Genomic DNA, 16,948 nt, shown 5'->3' on the forward strand with positions numbered 1-16,948 from the left:
TTTCAATAGTTGATGTGCGCAGACTGATAAGCTGTGGCTAAGTCATAAAAGCCACTGATTATCAGTCTTTCTTTTGTTAGTGCTCTGTTGACAGCACCCATTCCCGATACATACCAGTGTTTTCTTCGACTATTAGCCGCTTGGTGTGCAAAATATTCGGGTATGCCAAGTTTCATCTGATTCCTCTTCTTGGTTTTTGGCTTCTTTCATTGAATGTATAATTTGTTTATTTATATGTTTGTTGTGTTCTTTTTACACAATTTCCTTTATTTTCCATTTAAATTAATGTAAAATATATAGATTCTTGTCGAATACTATTATTATAATTTTATTTAAAAGGACATACTTCACTTGCTCAGGAGTTTGATTTAACTGAAAAAATATTGAGCACTAAAATGACGGTTAAAAGAAATGCTAAACGGATAATCGTGGAAGAACCCACCCCATAAGTATATTCATCTTTTCAGACTTTGTTGAAAAGGCAACTATTGGAAAGGACCTATTTTGCGCTTAAGATTTTATAGATTGAATGCAAACGAAACACTGTGATAACAAATAGCACTAAGAAAATAATTCCATTTAATGCAATGACGTCATGAGTATAGCCAAGGCGTTCTCCATATGAAAAGTTAAATATATAAAAAAGCATTAATAAAAGAAGATAAACAAAAATAGCTTTTAGTAAAGTGTGATTTGTTAAATACTTAGCAATATTTAGCTTTTCATGAATGTAATAACCAATTAATTTAGTAGTGATTCCGCAAAACATACAATAAATACAAGAAAAAATTATAGGAGACAAATTACGTGCAATTAGTGTCTTCATATCTATTTTAAAGATGAAATAAACCAACAATAAAAACAGATAGTTGAATGTAATTCCATAAAGATAGCCAAATAAATAACAGGATAGACTTAAGTAACGATTATGTGTAAAAAAATATAACAAAAGCATGGTTCCCCCAAAGGAGATAAACGTACTGGTCTGTCCATAGCTTCGAGTAAAAAGAAAAAGTGTACTAAAAGTATATAAAAATATAACAAGTCGTTTCATAATTGTCAAGTTATCCGGAAGTAAATATGTACAAAAAAAGTAATGGCATAAGGTTCCCGAAAAAATATAAAAAAAATAATTCATGATGTAACTCCTTACTGGTAGATATATGTATATTTATCTGACATATTATAACAATTCAATAAAGAATGGACTTTTAAAAAATTAGGCATTTCTCATAATCTAAGGAAGCAGAAAGATTTACTCTTATCTCACTACTTAGAGCCCTATAGAAATAAAAACCCCCACACTGAGTAATTCTACCCTACTTACATCAGTTTGAAGGTGTTCACAATCTTTGAGACATTTCCTATTCGATACTTGTCTATATTAACATTATATCAGCTGCTTTCTCTAGTTAAATATCACTACTCTCCACCACGGCTTTTCTTTCCGGTATGGTTGTTATCACATCAATAAAGTATTCGTCTGGGATGATTTTTCTACTTCTGTACTTAGACATAATGCTCTTTCGTAGATAAGCATCTGCTATATTCTTTTCCAATCTAAGAATTTTTTGAAATAAATTTATTTTCATGCGTATTCACTCCTACACTTTTCCGTAAAAGCTTGAAAAACCAGTTCAGATACTAGTCCCATTTTAATGAAGCTGAAATATTTCCAGAAATTTTCCGTGTAACCACTGGCCGTCTTTGAAATACTGGCATCGATTATCTTACTTATAAACATAGCTGCCTATCGGAAGTGATTCGAAAGCCAGTAATTACTATTTTTATCTGGTTTCAACTGAGTAACTATAAAACCTTTGAATGAAAACAAATTCCAATTACCGAATTTAAAAACCTTACAATAAATTTATATTTGTGTTTTTGGCATAGTGGTACTTTTCCTTTCCATAATAATTGCATTATAGGAGCCATACAGAACTGCTTTTACCAATATTCCGTTAACTACCTATCCTGGTTAAAAATCAATATTCACCATCACAGCATTTCTTTCTGGTATAGTAGTTATCACATCAATAAAATATTCATCCGGAATGATCTTTCTCTTTCTGTGTTTTGACATGGCACTCTTTTGCATAGGATCAGTCGATAAATTCTTTTTCAGTCTTAAAAATTTTCGAAATGTATTATTTTTCATCTGCCTTATCTCCTATTTTGTCATCCCCTTGTATAGAAAGATGCACGCTGACACTATACATATAGAACAGTCTAAAAAGTATCCAGCCAGTTCCATTCAATTAACTAACTGCCCTTTGAATTAATTCAAAGGGCAGAAATTATTTTAACCTTATTTTACTGAGTATCCATAAAACTTCTGAATGAGAACAAATTCCATATATTCATTTAACTTTTTATAGGAATCATAATTAATCCAGGCAAAAGTTTCCCCCTTGTTACTACAGTAATCATATTATACACACTCCAACTAGTTGGAATTGAAAATCCCATAAAATTTATATACATTATTTTCATGGGCATAAAGGCGCTTTTTCTTTCTATAATTACCACATTGTCATTATAGAACTCATACCGGACTGTTTGAACTTAAATTAAAAGCCAAAATTCTTTCCCTCACTAATTTCTTACTTTGTATTCTCATTACGCATCTTTAACACTGCTTCCGGAATTTTTCTTTCATAAATTAAAGCCGGAATGCTTCTCCCTACTGAATTTAGGGACACTTTTACTAATGCTTTTTGTAATTCTTCTGCAGCCATTTTTTTCATCATCAATTCTCTCCTTTTACATTTACTTTACTTTTAGGAAGCAGAGTTAATACTTCCAAAATAACAGGATAAATAATCAGCCCTCTTAAAAATGGACTTAAAAATGCAATTGTCATCATTAATGTTAAAACAACAATTGAATATAACTTCTTTCTTAATTTGTCTTGTACACTAAAGTACTTAATATTTATAGTTCTAGGAACACAGCAAATAACAACAAGAACAGAAACTATATAGATACAAGGCAAAAATGACGTTTTTATATCAAAATATGTATCACCTAAAATAGATATTGCCCAAACTAACAACACACTAAATCCACAGCCCAAACCTGTTTTAGCGTGAATACCACCAGCCTGTAATCTCAAGGCACAAAATGCAGATAACACCACAACGGTCTCAAACCCTTTTCCCAGGACAATTCCAATAAGCACGATAACAATAAGCTTAATAATATTGTCCAACAACAATTCCACCCCATATTGAATTACCTTATTTTCTTCTGGACTTCTAGGACTTATTGTATTCAACCAATCGCAAAAACCGACAGCAACTTTGGAAATACTCATTTTATCACCACCATTTGACCATATACTAGCATATATTTATGCCAACAAAATATTTTTGTAGTTTCCGTAGTATATTTCTTCCTAAGCGTAAAATGCATCTACTTTTCATACAATTTTCTTTACTTTCCATTTATAACAAGGTAAAATATATACATACATCTACTGGCAAGGAGATACATCATGACTTATTTTATTTATACATTTACAGGGGCCTTATGTGTTTACTTTTTTTGTGTGCACTTACTCCCTAATAAGTTGACAATTCTTAGGCGGTTTATTTTATTTTTATATACTTTTGGCACCGCTTTTCTTTTTAACCGAATTTTCGGACAAGCCAGCACATTCATTACCTTTTCAGGGCTCACACTTATAATTTATCTTTTTACTAGTAATCACTATTTGAGCCTATCCTGTTATTTATTTGGCTATCTTTATACAATTACATTTAACTATTTGTTTATGTGGGGAGCCGGTTTCATATTTAAAATGGATATGGAGGCTTTAATAACTCACCATTTTTTGCTTATCATTTTTTCTTGCATTTATTGTTTATTCTGTGGAACTACAACAAAACTAATTGGTCATTATATTCATAAAAAATTAAATATAACAAAATATTTAACCAACCACCATATGCTAAAAGCTATTTTTATTAATCTTTTTCTCTTGGTGCTCTTTTACATTTTCAACTTTTCTTATGGAGAGCGCCTTGGATATAATTACGGTGTTATTGCATTAAATGGAATCATTTTTTTATTATTGTTTACAGTCACAGTCTTTCTCATGTATTCTGTTTATAAAGTCACAATGGGCGAACAAGCTTACAAACATCGTATGGCACAATTTGAAAACCTTCGCACCTACACGGAACGTTTGGAAAATTCCTACGGAATTATGCGTAAATTCAAGCATGACTATATGAATATACTTATTACAATGTCTGGATTTATGAAAGAAAATGATATGGATGGCCTAAAGGAATATTACAGTGATAGAATCCTCCCCATCAGCCGTGCATTTACAGAATCAGACACCAAGCTGGGAATTCTCTCCAATATTAAAAACACCGCCTTAAAAAGCCTGCTCTCCTCTAAATTCGTCTATATGATGGAGGTAGGTATCAAAATAGAAATAGAATTGACTGAGTCAATCGACGAACTTACCATAGATTGCCTGGATCTATCCAGGATCATCGGCATATTTTTAGACAATGCCATGGAAGCTGCTATGGAGACAGAAGAAAAGAAAGTGCATTTTTGCATGTTTTATAAGGAGATGGATCTCTATCTCATTATTCAAAACACGGCCCTTCCTCCAGATTATGCCATATCAGAACTTCGAAACCATAACGTTTCAACAAAAGGAGAAAATAGAGGAATCGGCCTTTTTAACGTGGATATGATTCTAAAAGGCTATAAAAATGTTGTTTGGAATACTACATATGAAGAACCTTATTTCACACAAGAACTAATCCTAATGCATAACGAATAATAAGGAGTACAAAAATGATCCACATATATCTTTGTGAAGATGATAAAAGACAATTAAATCGCTGGGTAGACATTATAGAAAAATATTTATTGATGAACCCAACGGAAGCCAAGCTTTACTGTTCCGCCTCAAAACCGGAAGAGTTGCTTTCCATGCGGAGAAGATCAAGCACTACCGGACTTTATTTTTTGGACATTGATTTGCAGTCAAATAAAAATGGAATTGAACTGGCCCAGGAGATACGAAAATATGACCCTCGCGGTTATATCGTTTTCGTAACTACTCACAGTGAAATGGCTGTTCTTACCTTTCGCTACAAAGTTGAAGCAATGGATTTTATTATTAAAGATGAATCGGATACCTTACCCCAGCAAATATGTTCTTGTATTCAGAACGTTGAAAGAAATTATAAGGCGCAGCTGGATTCCTCCAACCGCCTCTTATCCATAAAGGTTGATAAAGATTCCTTAATTCTGGATCAAAATGATATTGTCGCCATTACAACCGGCGACGATCCCCATAAGCTTATAGTACATACTAAAACCGGAGTCCGGCAGATTTCAGGCTCGTTAAAAGAATTCCATGTGACCTTAAATTCTGGTTTCTGCCAATGCAACCGTTCTACCATCGTAAATCTAAAGCATGTATTAAAATATTCCAGAGATAACGCTTTGCTTCTCATGGATAACAAAGAAACTTATTCCGTATCCATACGTATGCTTGGTAAAGTTCAGAAAGCTTTAAACAGTTTTCATCCATCTATAGCGAAATAGGAGGCGGCCGAGATGCTCGGCTACCTCCTATTTCATTAATCTTCTATCGTTCCCACAAAAACGGATCGTCCGTCAGACTCAGATAGTTTTTCAGCTTTTCCCGGTACACCAAAATATCCGCTCTTTGGCACTCCGGCTCCAATACTTGTGGATTAATCTGATAAGGATCCTCCAGATTATCATAAAGATATTCCTTTTGCTCCTCTCCCGGAGCATAGCCGTTGGAAATGACATAGGTATAGCGTTTGTCTTTAATACCCCTCCATCCGTAAGCCTTATGGCTGAGACCTTTATCAGAAAAAGCCTTTACCATCTCCGCACCTCCCGGATAAGAACAGATCAGCATATCCTGAGGCTCATTCTCATCCTTTCCGAACATGCCTTTGACATGGCTATATCCCTCACATGTCTTTGGTACGGGAATTTCCAGAAGCTCCAGAATAGTTGGCATGTGATCAGGACTGGCAAATATCCCGTCATTGTCCACAGCCTCGATTCTCCCCTTCTGGCGAATCATGAGCGGGATATGGAGGGATTCCTCATACCAGATGTTTTTACTCATCAATCCATGAGAGCCAAGCATTTCCCCGTGGTCTGCAGACAAGATGACAATGGTATTCTCCTCCATATTATGATCCTTTAAATATTGAAGGATTCTTCCAAACTGCTCATCAATTCCATAAATCGCAGCATAATACTGTTTTGTCTGGGTTTCCAGAAGTCCTCCCTTTTCCCTCATCTCTTCAGGAACGTTTTCACGATAGCAGACCTCCAGACCCTGAAACTTCTCATAATACCGGTCCGGCACCAGTTCATAGGGAAGGTGGGGCGGATTGTAGGATAGAAACAGTGCAAACGGCTGTTCATCCTCTTTCCTTGCTTCCATGTATTCAATGGCCTTGTCTGTTTCAAATTCTGCTGACCATTTTCCCGGCTTTATCTGTTTTTCATCATCCTGCCAATAATGGGGATCCAGGTGATCATCCCAGGCTCCGTAAGACAGCCAGTAATCAAATCCATGCCTTCTTTCCCCTGGAGGCGTATAAGCATCCCAGTCCCGCGCGCCTGATTTTGGATTGGAAGTAAAATTAAGCTCTGAAGCATCCAGATGCCATTTGCCAATGTAGCCCGTCCGGTATCTCTCATCCTTCAGCACATCTCCGATGCAGATCTCCTGGGGCCTCAGCATGACCTTTTCTTCCAGTCCAATCTTGCAATTAGTCCACATTCCTGCGCGGAAGGGATATTTCCCTGTCATCAGAGACGCTCTGTGGGGAGAGCATAATGGGTACGTGCTGTAAGCATTGGTAAACCTCATGCTCTCCCGGGCAAAAGAGTCAATGTTTGGAGTCACCACCTGGTCCATGTTCATGAATCCCATGGCGTGTGCCCGCCACTGGTCGGCAAATACATACAGCAGATTTGTTTTCATTCTTTTTTCTCCTTATTCTTCCACCAGCACTTACCAGTACAGCTCCCAGTCCTTGGAAAGCCTGGTAAGAGCCTCCATGTAAAAATAGTCACCCCATGTATTGCACTCATCTACACCACGGTTGGTACAGGTATTCTCTTTGGAATCCCTTGCATAGGTGCCGTGAAGCAGCAATCCATTGGATTTTTTGAAATCCCTGTTGGCACAAAGATCTGTCAGCGCCTTAAGCATCCGGTCAGCCGCAGCCAAATATACCTGTGCCTTCTCTTTTTCCAGATATTTCGCCATTTCCAGGATTCCGCAGATGGCAATGGCAGATGCGGAGGAATCTCTCGGCTCCGTGCTTCCTGTGTCAAAGTCAAAATCCCAGTAAGGAACCAGATCTTCCGGCAGATGCTCAATAAAATAATCAGTCACACTACAGAATAAGTCCGTGTACTCCGGATTTTTCAAATACCGGTAGCTTAAGGCGATTCCATAAATCCCCCAGGCCTGACCTCTTGCCCATGCAGAACCGTTGCGGTTCCCCTGGTGGGTTACTCCATAGGTGGGTTCCCCTGTTTCCACATCAAAGAAATGGGTATGGTAGGTAGAATGATCCGGGCGCAAAATGCATTTCATGGCAGTTTTTATATGGTTCTCCGCCTTTTCTTCATACGATGGATCTCCTGTCACTTCCGTTGCCCAGTAAAGTAAGGGAAGATTTAACAGGCAGTCAATGATCAGCCGGTATTCCTTAGGTTCCCCCGGATTTCCCCAGGCCTGAAGGAACTTGCCTCTCTCCCTGTAGCGTTCTGCCAAATGATCAGCCGCCAATAAAGCCGCCTTTTTTGCATGTTCATTGCCGGTCAGCTTATAAGCTGCCACACAGGATAAGCTGTATAAAAATCCCATATCATGATGGTTTACGTCAATTTTATTTTCAATTCTGTTCAGGAAGCTTTCTACCTGTACTTCAGCGGCTTTCCGGAATGCTTCATCACCGGTGTGCTCGTAAGCCAGCCAGATCACTCCTGTCCAGAATCCTGTTGTCCATTCCACATTTTCTGTTGCCTCATAAAATCCGTCAAAGCTGTTGGAAGACTGGAATTTATCCGTAAATTCCGAAAGGTTCTCCTTAACGAGCTTCACCGCATCGTCAAGAGCTTTTTGAACCATACCCTCTTCCATTCCAGGATAGGTTTTTATTTGTTCCAATGTCTGTGCCATATGCCTCTCCTTTCCTGTTATCCTTTGATTCCGCTGGCTGCAACGCCCTCTACAAAGAACTTCTGACAGCTTAAAAATACGATGATAACCGGGACCAATGAGCATACGGAGGCCGCCATGATCCATGCATAGTCAGCTCCGAACTGGGATATGAACATCCGGATACCCAGCTGGATGGTTTTTAATTCTTTTGTCTTTAAATAGATGAGCGGTCCCATGAAATCATTCCATACATTGGTGAATGTAAAGATGGTCAAGGTCGCCATTGCCGGCTTTCCAAGAGGGAACACGATCTTTCCGAATATGCCGTATTCGTTTAACCCGTCGATCCTGGCTGCTTCGCATAATTCATCCGGAATGCTGATATAAAACTGACGGATCAAAAATACGCCGAAGGCGGAGAAGGCCTGCATCAGGATCAATCCTAAATGAGTGTCGTTAAGGCCCAGCTTGGAAACCAGAATAAACTGGGGAACCATGTAGACCTGCCATGGAACAGCTATTGTAGTAACATACATAAGGAAAATCAAGTCCCTGCCTTTAAAACGCGTCTTTGTAAAACCGTAAGCAGCAAAGCAGCTGGTGCACAGCTGGATGATGGTCGTAATGACCGTAAGCTTGGCGGTATTGAAAAAGAAGGTCACAAGGGGCAGCTTCTTCCAGATGATTTTGTAGTTCTCCCAATGCAACGTATCGGGCCACCATTTCATTGGTATGGAAAATACATCTTTATTAAGCTTTAAAGAAGAAATTACCATCCAGTAAAAGGGCACCAGCATAAAAAGGGATAAAGCAATCAATCCCAGATACAGAAGTATCCTTAAATCCTTTGTTTTTGTTTTCATCGCTTTCCCTCCTTACATCAAATCCTTAGACCACTTCTTTTCACCCGCAAACTGAATCAGGGTGATCACAAGCACTACTGCAAACAGAACAATGGCTCCCGCACTTGCCGGTCCGAACTGCCATGAGGTAAATGCCTTTTCATAAATGTAATTGACCAGGGTCTTGGTGGCGTTGCCGGGACCTCCGCCTGTCATTACATATACAAGGTCAAACACCTTAAAGCACTGGATCGTAAGCATGATCAGCACAAAGAATGTGGTCGGTGTCAGCATGGGAATGGTAATATACCGAAGCTTCTGAAAGCCATTGGCCCCATCTATACCGGCCGCTTCATAAAGAGAACCTGAGATTCCCTGAAGGGCCGCCAGATACACGATCATATAGTATCCCATGTATTTCCATACACTTACCACGGAAATGGCCACCATAGCCCATTTCACATCAACAACCCATCTGGGAGGCTTGGAAATGCCGATGAATTTCAAAAATTCATTGATCGGTCCAAAATCCGGCTGAAACAGCATGTTCCATACCGCACCTACTGCCACGATGGAAGCAATATAAGGGAAATACAGCGCGGTACGGAATATCGCGATCCCCTTTAATTTATGATTCAACAGAACTGCCAGTAAAAGCGCCAGCACTAAGGTTGGGAATACCGTAAGCAATGCATATTGAATGGTGTGAATAAAGGATTGAACAAATATCCTGTCACCGAAAATCTGAGCAAAATTTTTTAATCCTACGAACTCCATGGGAGCCTGGGAACCATCCCATTTCATAACACTTAAAATAAAGGAAAAGATGACGGGAATGAATACGAAAATAGCATACCCGATTAAATTAGGCAGAATAAATGAATAACCGATCAGGTTACTTCGGATTGCCTTCTTTTGATGCGACGTCAATGTCGTTTTTACTTCCTTCATACAGGGTTAACCTCCTTTTCACCTGCTTTTTGCCACAAAAAGAGCGCCTTGCTGTTGTTTTAGAAAAGGCGCTCTCCGGGCAATCAATTATATTTTACCAGCCTTTGATTTCTGCAACACGTTTGTTCAGCTCTTCGATTCCCTGATCAACCGTGTACTGCTTGATCATGATCATTTCATGAACTTCATCGAGCACCTTACGGATTTCTTCGATCTGTGGATCTAAAGGACGGTCAAATGTGTAGTGAGTATAAGACAGTGCTTCAATATTTGACTCTCCCTCTGGGAAGAACTCTGCAGAAGCGATGGTCTTTAAAGATTCCTCTGTCTGGATACCGGTAAATACGCCCTGTTCAGCCAGAATATTTGCTGCTTCTTTGCTGGTTGCAAACTTCACAAAATCCCAGGATAAGTCAGGCTCGTCGGTATAAGCGCTGATTCCGAGAGGAGTAAGAGCACCTACCGTATAACCGGCTTCTGTGTCAGCAGGATGAGGAATTCTTGCAATGCCCCAGTTAAAGGAAGTCTCATCTGCTGCGCGGGACTGGATCATGGTTGCAATAAACCAGGTACCCATCGGCATCATAGCACACTGCTGATTCTTAAATACAGAAGAGTAATGGATGTTTGCTGTCTTTAAAGTAGAGTAATCCTGGATATATCCATTATCCTGTAAGGCAACAGCTGATTCATACCATGGCTTTAAGAAGGAATAATCCTTTTCAACAACTGTGTGCTTGCCATCCTGAACGGCCCAGTTTGTTACAAGAGCCTGCCAGGTATGGTTATGTCCGCCATATACCTTTGAGCTGCCTTCGCCGGAAGTCATCTTTGCAGCCAGTGCATCATACTCTTCCCATGTCATATCATTGGAAGGATATTCAACGCCTGCTGCGTCAAAAAGATCCTTATTGTAATATAATACATACCAGTCGGAACGGTACGGAAGTCCGTAGGTCACTCCGTTGTACTGAAGCTGCTCTGCCGCACCATTGTAAACGGATGTATCAAAGTTATCTTTTTTCATGAAATCATCAAGAGGAAGAAGCTGCTTTTTATCAGCCATCTGAAGCATGGAGCCCATATCCTTTACCCAAATGATATCCGGATCCGGCTGAGCCGCGGACAAGCTGATTCCTAAGGAATTGTTGTATTCGTCAGCTGATGTGTCAATTACCTTGATCTCCACATTTGGATTTTCTTTCATATAGGCATCAACGACTGCCTGGAACTGTGGTGATGAATCATAATCCCATGTTGTAACGGAAAGAACCTTCTTCTCGCCTGAATCCTGTGCTTTTTCGTCTGCTTTCGTTGATTCTGCAGCAGATGTTCCAGCTGTATCTGCAGCACTGCTTTCAGTTGCCTTGCTGCCACATGCAGTCAATGATGTGCATACCATTCCGGCTGCTAACACCATAGATAAAACTCTTTTTAATCTCATCGGTTTGAAACCTCCCTTTTTTTAGAACTACGCGCGTGTTCTTTATGATATAAAGATACCAGATTTGAGGTTATAGCGGAATAAACGATTTGCATAATTCTATTATTTTTTTTACGCTTCCCATGTTTTCACGCTTCCAAACATATATTTTATTCAGATTTTTATACTTTTTTAAGATTAATTTCTATTTCATTGAATTTCTATGGAATAAAGGATATGATATTACTGAATTTATTCTCGTGAAGGCAATGAGCCAAAGTTAAGCTTACCTGGCTTTTGCGACTGCTCACGGGGTTCAGAAAGGATCATGCCATGCCCCGCACATTCCAGTATAAATTTCTTTTGTATAATCTTCTGGTGGTTATAAGCATTGCCTGTGCTGTTAGTTTTTATAACTATCACTCTTATTATAAGGATGCTGTTGAAAATGAAACGGAAAATACCGTCAACCGGATTCAGATTCTCTCAGATCGTATGGAAGTAGCCTATGAAGAAATGGTCAACATTGTTGTGACCTGTTCCGAACGAAAATCTTTATTTTCTTCTGCCTCTTTAAGACTGTCAGACTACGGTGAATCTACCTATATTAAGCTGTATGCCTCCAATGTGCTGAGAGATTTCTGCGCCATATCAGGCTACAGCAAATATATTTATAAAATCACACTTTATAATAATGGGGAAGTTTTACAGGCCGGTAATGCTTACGGGTCCACCCGGGATGCCGGTGACATTCAAAATGCCCCCTGGTTTCATGATTTGCTTTCCAGAGAAAATACCCAGTACCTTCTTTCTCTGGAGGACAACCCTTTTTCTCCTACGAATTATACTCCAAAGCTTCTTCCTCTTTTAAGACCATTAAAATATGCTTCCAGCGGCCAGCCGGAAGATGCCTGGATCTTTCTGGCTATTTCTCCCCGCCTGTTTTCCGACACACTGAAAAGCATGGGGGATGGTCAGATTCTTTACGCGGCCACTTCGGATGGAAGTATTATTTCCTCTGTGAATGGGGATTCTTTTGACGTTGACCTTTTGCTGGCCACTTTAAAAGACTTTAAAGACCCCCAGGGCAATTTCCGCACCTGGCTGGATGGAAAGGAATGCATCATTGCCTATGAAAGACAAGCAGTCAGCGGGCTGATTTTCTTTCAGGTCCTTCCGATTTCAGACTTAAACCTGGATCACGGAGTGATCGGAGGCACCATTGGACTCATATTCTTTTTCTGCTTTGCCATTGGCCTGACTTTGTCCTGGTTCATATCCCGCCAGTTAAGCGCTCCCATCAGCCGCTTGAAAAAACGTCTGGAGTTCATTTCCAGGGGAAACTTCGACCCGGACCGTTCCATTGAAACAGACGACGAGATCGGAAGCATAGGAAAACAGATCAACCAGATGTCCAACCGGATCTCCAACCTTATGGAAACAAGGGTTCAAAGCGAAAAAGAAAAAAAGGATCTGGAAATCAAAATGCTACAGGCCCAGATCAATCCTCATTTTCTTTATAACACCTTAGATTCCATCAAATGGATTGCAACCATGCAGAAAAACAGCGGGATCGTCCAGGTGGTCACCGCCTTGTCCTCCCTGCTGAAAAATATGGCAAAAGGCTTCAACGAAAAAGTAACTCTCCGTCAGGAATTGGATTTTCTGCAGAATTATGTTATTATAGAGAAAATCCGATATATTGAACTCTTTGATGTAACAACCCAGGTTGACCAGGAGGTTTTATACGATGCCAAAATCGTGAAGCTGACGCTTCAGCCCATTGTAGAAAACGCCATCTTTAACGGGATCGAGCCAAGCGGAAGAAACGGGCTCATACAGATACACGTTTTTGCCGAAAACGGCGTCCTTTATATTACAGTAAAGGACAATGGCATCGGCATTTCTCCGGAAAACATGGAAAGGCTCCTGACGGATACCTCCCGCATCACCAGAAGCAACATGAGCGGAATCGGGCTTCCAAACGTGGACAGGAGATTAAAACTGGTTTATGGAGAAGAATACGGATTAAAGCTGGAAAGCGAATTAGATCAATATACATTGATTACCATTGCCCTTCCTCTGGAATTTTAGAAAGGGCTGACAAAGGGGTATTAAAACAGTATGTATCGAATTATTATTATAGACGATGAGCCGCTCATCCTGGCCGGCATCGCTTCCCTGATCATATGGGAAAATTATGAATGCACCATTATCGGAAAGGCAACCAACGGCCCTTCAGCCTATGACATGATCATGGAGCTTCATCCGGATATTGTTATAACGGATATCCGGATGCCCGTATTAAACGGGCTGGATCTGGTGGAAAAATGCAAGGAAAACGGCTGCACTTTTGCTTTTATCGTATTGACAAACTTAGAGGAATTCCATCTGGTGAAAAAAGCTCTATCACTGGGTGCCTCTGACTATCTGGTAAAAATCGATTTAAACGAAGAGGCCTTAATAACCGCTTTAGAGCGGGCCAAGGAAGCCTGTGACCTGCTTATCAATAAGCAGCACCAGATGGCGGGCGGTCAGCTTAAAAACAACCAGGAGGACTTGGCAAAGACGACGTTTCGCCGCCTTTTCCTTTCTCAGGAAGAGCTTGCTGATATTCCGGAGGAGCTTGAAGTGCAATATCCGGCTCCTTTTATCATCCTGTTTTCCTTAAATCCTATTAATATAGACTTTGAAGCTGGAGGAGGAAGCTATGACCTGCATTCCGTCAGCAGGCAGCTGATCGATATCCTGGGCGGGATCGCAGCAAGATTTTTCTTTCATTATACGATCCTTGAATACCGGCAGGATACCTTTCTCATTACTGCTTCCTTAAAAGAGGAAGCATTTTCTCAAAGCTCTGTCAGGGAGTTTTGCCAGAAGTTCAGCGTTGCTTTAAAAACTTATTTTGAGCTTTCCGCCGTTTATGGGGTCAGCAGGCCGAAGGAAAAGATTTCAGAGCTTTTGGAGGCGTTTTCCGAAGCCTTAACAGCACTGGAATATTACTACTTTGACTCTTCCTCCCAGGTGGTATTTTACCAGGGGCAGGCCTCCCATTTCAGCCAGGCAAAGAAATTTAACATTAATGTATTTAAAAAGGATCTGGCAGCTTATATCAGTCAGAACGACAGTGAAAAGCTGGCCTCCATTTTTGAAGACATCATCACCCTGTTCTGGGAAAACAAGCCCCGCAAGGAACAGGCTACCAGCGCCTGCATCAACATTTACACCTATCTCTATTCATTTTTTGAAACAGGGGATGACAGCTACCAGGACATTTTCCCTTACACCATCAACATTGCCGAGCAGCTGAATCATTTTAACAGCTTAGAGGACATCCTGGAATGGCTGAGAAGCTTCTGCCAGAAGCTTTGCCGGCTTTTGGACGACAGGAAATCCACCCGTTCCGACAAACTGGTGGACTTAGCCAGAAGCTATATCAAAGAGCACTATATGGAAAAGCTGACCCTGGCCGATGTTGCGGAAGCCTTAAACATAAGCTCTGGCCATTTAAGCAATACCTTTAAAAAGCTGACAGGGACCACCCTGTCTGATTATATTGCACAGGTGAAGATACAGCACGCCATGGAGCTTATTGATACCCACCAGTACCTGATGTATGAAATTTCTGATAAGCTGGGCTTTGATAACCCCTATTATTTCAGCAAGGTATTTAAAAAGGTTACAGGCATATCACCCAGGGAACATGAAAACCGGATCATTTATCCGTACACAGATGAAGGGAGTTAAATCCATGCCTCCAGTTAATCTTTTGATCAAACCGGCCTCCGGCATGTGCAACATGAGATGCCATTATTGCTTTTACCATGATATTACGGAAAAAAGAACACAAAGCTCTTATGGTCTCATGTCCGTGGAAACTTTAAGAAATGTCATAAAAAAGGCCCTGGATTACGCAGATACTGCCTGTACTATCGCCTTTCAGGGAGGGGAACCCACTCTGGCCGGACTCCCCTTTTTTGAACAGGCTGTAAGGCTTTCAAAGGAATATAATAAAAAAAATCTGGAATTACATTTCGCCCTTCAGACCAACGGCTATAATTTAGGCCCGGAATGGGCGGAATTTTTCGCCAGAGAACATTTTCTGATAGGAATCTCCATCGACGGGACCATACATACCCATGATGCTTACCGGAAAGGCGGTGACGGCAGCGATACGTTTTTAAATATCATGAAGACTGTGGACAGCTTCAATGAGCATGGAGTGGAATACAACATTCTCACCGTAGTAAACAGGAGAACCGCTTCCTCCATCGGCAAGATATACCGGTATTATAAGAAGATGGGCTTTCGTTATCTGCAGTTCATCCCCTGTCTGGATCCTTTGGAGGCTCCCGCAGGCGCCATGGAATATTCCCTGACGTCGGAATTATACGGACAGTTCCTGTGTGACCTCTTTGATTTGTGGTATGAGGATATAATTGCCGGAAACGAAATCTACATCCGGCAGTTTTATAATTACCTCTCCATTATATTGACCGGAAGTGCGGAATCCTGTGACATGAACGGGTTATGCAGCATTCAAAACATCATCGAAGCTGACGGCGAGGTATATCCCTGTGACTTCTTTGTTCTGGACGAATATAAGCTGGGCAATTTAAACAATACGGGTTTTGATGAAATACACAAAAAGAGGTTGGAAACAGGCTTTCTTGCTTCCAAAAAAGCGCCTGACAGCCAGTGCCAGGCCTGTTCCTATTTTCCACTGTGCAGAGGAGGCTGCTACCGCCACCGCATCATGTCCCCGGAAGAATCCGGCCGCAATTACTTCTGCCGATCCTATCAGATTTTTTTTGACCATTGTCTTCCAAGGCTTATGGAGATTGTCCGAAAAATCAATCGTTAATGATAGCAGGAAAATATTATAATTTCTTTGGTTCCTTAAGTGAAAATTTGTTACAATGGATTCCTGTCTGCTTAGATCAGGATTTAGGAGGAATTTATATGATAAGAAATGCGAAAATACAGGATTTGCCGGCAATCTTGAAAGTATATGAGATTGCAAGGAAGTTTATGGTTGATAACGGAAACGCCTCGCAATGGGGAAATACCTTCCCTCCTGCAGAATTGCTTGAAGAGGATATTAAAAATAACCAGCTATATGTTTATATCAATGAGGAACAGATACATGGTGTATTTGCTTTTATCCTGGGAGATGATCCTACTTACAGCCATATTGAAAACGGCTCCTGGATATCTGACACAGGTTACGGTGCCATTCACCGGGTCGCCAGTGACGGAGCAATAAAAGGCATACTTTCAAAATGCCTGGACTATTGTAAAAGACAAAGCTCTCATCTCAGAATAGATACCCATGAAAATAATGAGATTATGAAGTATCTGATTCAAAAGAATGGGTTTGTAAAATGCGGGACCATATATGCGGAAAACGGCAGTCCAAGAATTGCATTTGAATATCTGGAATCAGGCAACATCTCATAAATAGATAAAAGCACGGTAAAATCCCGTGCTTTTACTTTGTATATGGATTCCCATCTTCTATAACGGCTG

15 protein-coding genes and 1 pseudogene are annotated in these 16,948 nt (G+C 40.4%); 6 read left to right on the forward strand and 10 right to left on the reverse strand.

Features of this window, described 5'->3' with window-relative positions:
- Positions 1–2: 2 nt before the first annotated feature.
- The 5 genes and pseudogenes from K401_RS34105 to K401_RS32070 all read right to left on the reverse strand — a co-directional run.
- Positions 3–206: pseudogene (locus K401_RS34105) on the reverse strand (group II intron reverse transcriptase/maturase); the annotation flags it as partial.
- A 1,206-nt stretch (positions 207–1,412) separates the two neighbouring features.
- A complete protein-coding gene (locus tag K401_RS0125070) occupies positions 1,413–1,592 on the reverse strand; it encodes a hypothetical protein (protein ID WP_024295526.1) in 180 nt (59 codons plus the stop codon).
- A gap of 386 nt (positions 1,593–1,978) precedes the next feature.
- On the reverse strand, positions 1,979–2,158 hold the full coding sequence (locus K401_RS0125075) for a hypothetical protein (RefSeq protein ID WP_024295527.1): 180 nt from the start codon (positions 2,156–2,158) through the stop codon (positions 1,979–1,981).
- Between the two features lie 445 nt (positions 2,159–2,603).
- A complete protein-coding gene (locus K401_RS0125080) occupies positions 2,604–2,750 on the reverse strand; it encodes a hypothetical protein (RefSeq protein WP_024295528.1) in 147 nt (48 codons plus the stop codon).
- Entirely contained in the window at positions 2,750–3,316 is a 567-nt protein-coding gene (locus K401_RS32070) for an accessory gene regulator B family protein (protein WP_024295529.1), read from the reverse strand. Before K401_RS32070 ends, K401_RS0125080 begins: the two co-directional genes overlap by 1 nt.
- A gap of 180 nt (positions 3,317–3,496) precedes the next feature.
- On the opposite strand from K401_RS32070, the gene K401_RS0125090 reads away from it, so the two are divergent.
- Both K401_RS0125090 and K401_RS0125095 read left to right on the forward strand, forming a co-directional pair.
- Complete coding sequence (locus K401_RS0125090) at positions 3,497–4,807, forward strand: sensor histidine kinase (protein ID WP_024295530.1); 1,311 nt, start codon at positions 3,497–3,499, stop codon at positions 4,805–4,807.
- Positions 4,808–4,821: 14 nt separating this feature from the next.
- The gene (locus K401_RS0125095; protein ID WP_024295531.1) at positions 4,822–5,580 is read left to right on the forward strand and encodes a LytR/AlgR family response regulator transcription factor; all 759 of its coding nucleotides are present in this window, start codon (positions 4,822–4,824) and stop codon (positions 5,578–5,580) included.
- Positions 5,581–5,623: 43 nt separating this feature from the next.
- Here the strand turns inward: K401_RS0125095 and K401_RS0125100 are convergent, their stop codons facing one another.
- The 5 genes from K401_RS0125100 to K401_RS0125120 all read right to left on the reverse strand — a co-directional run bounded on the left by K401_RS0125100 (position 5,624) and on the right by K401_RS0125120 (position 11,440).
- Positions 5,624–7,012, reverse strand: coding sequence for a sulfatase family protein (locus K401_RS0125100; RefSeq protein WP_024295532.1), 1,389 nt, complete (start codon positions 7,010–7,012; stop codon positions 5,624–5,626).
- Between the two features lie 30 nt (positions 7,013–7,042).
- On the reverse strand, positions 7,043–8,221 hold the full coding sequence (locus K401_RS0125105; RefSeq protein WP_024295533.1) for a glycoside hydrolase family 88 protein: 1,179 nt from the start codon (positions 8,219–8,221) through the stop codon (positions 7,043–7,045).
- 17 nt (positions 8,222–8,238) lie between these two features.
- A complete protein-coding gene (locus K401_RS0125110) occupies positions 8,239–9,066 on the reverse strand; it encodes a carbohydrate ABC transporter permease (RefSeq protein ID WP_024295534.1) in 828 nt (275 codons plus the stop codon).
- A 12-nt stretch (positions 9,067–9,078) separates the two neighbouring features.
- Positions 9,079–9,996, reverse strand: a complete 918-nt coding sequence (locus K401_RS0125115; RefSeq protein ID WP_029700998.1) for a carbohydrate ABC transporter permease — start codon at positions 9,994–9,996, stop codon at positions 9,079–9,081.
- A 94-nt stretch (positions 9,997–10,090) separates the two neighbouring features.
- Positions 10,091–11,440 (reverse strand): ABC transporter substrate-binding protein, encoded by a 1,350-nt coding sequence (locus K401_RS0125120; protein WP_024295536.1) that lies wholly within the window; start codon positions 11,438–11,440, stop codon positions 10,091–10,093.
- Positions 11,441–11,752: 312 nt separating this feature from the next.
- Between K401_RS0125120 and K401_RS0125125 the strand changes: the two genes are divergently transcribed.
- From K401_RS0125125 to K401_RS0125140, 4 genes are all read left to right on the forward strand, one after another.
- Positions 11,753–13,513, forward strand: coding sequence for a sensor histidine kinase (locus tag K401_RS0125125; RefSeq protein WP_024295537.1), 1,761 nt, complete (start codon positions 11,753–11,755; stop codon positions 13,511–13,513).
- A 30-nt stretch (positions 13,514–13,543) separates the two neighbouring features.
- Positions 13,544–15,166: a response regulator transcription factor gene (locus K401_RS0125130; RefSeq protein ID WP_024295538.1), complete on the forward strand. Its 1,623-nt coding sequence runs from the start codon at positions 13,544–13,546 to the stop codon at positions 15,164–15,166.
- A 4-nt stretch (positions 15,167–15,170) separates the two neighbouring features.
- On the forward strand, positions 15,171–16,283 hold the full coding sequence (locus K401_RS0125135) for an anaerobic sulfatase maturase (protein ID WP_024295539.1): 1,113 nt from the start codon (positions 15,171–15,173) through the stop codon (positions 16,281–16,283).
- A gap of 98 nt (positions 16,284–16,381) precedes the next feature.
- Positions 16,382–16,879 carry a GNAT family N-acetyltransferase gene (locus tag K401_RS0125140; RefSeq protein WP_024295540.1) on the forward strand — a complete coding sequence of 166 codons (498 nt, stop codon included), beginning with the start codon at positions 16,382–16,384 and terminating at the stop codon, positions 16,877–16,879.
- The last annotated feature ends 69 nt before the right edge of the window (positions 16,880–16,948 follow it).

Source organism: Lacrimispora indolis DSM 755, assembly GCF_000526995.1.
GTDB lineage: Bacteria > Bacillota > Clostridia > Lachnospirales > Lachnospiraceae > Lacrimispora > Lacrimispora indolis.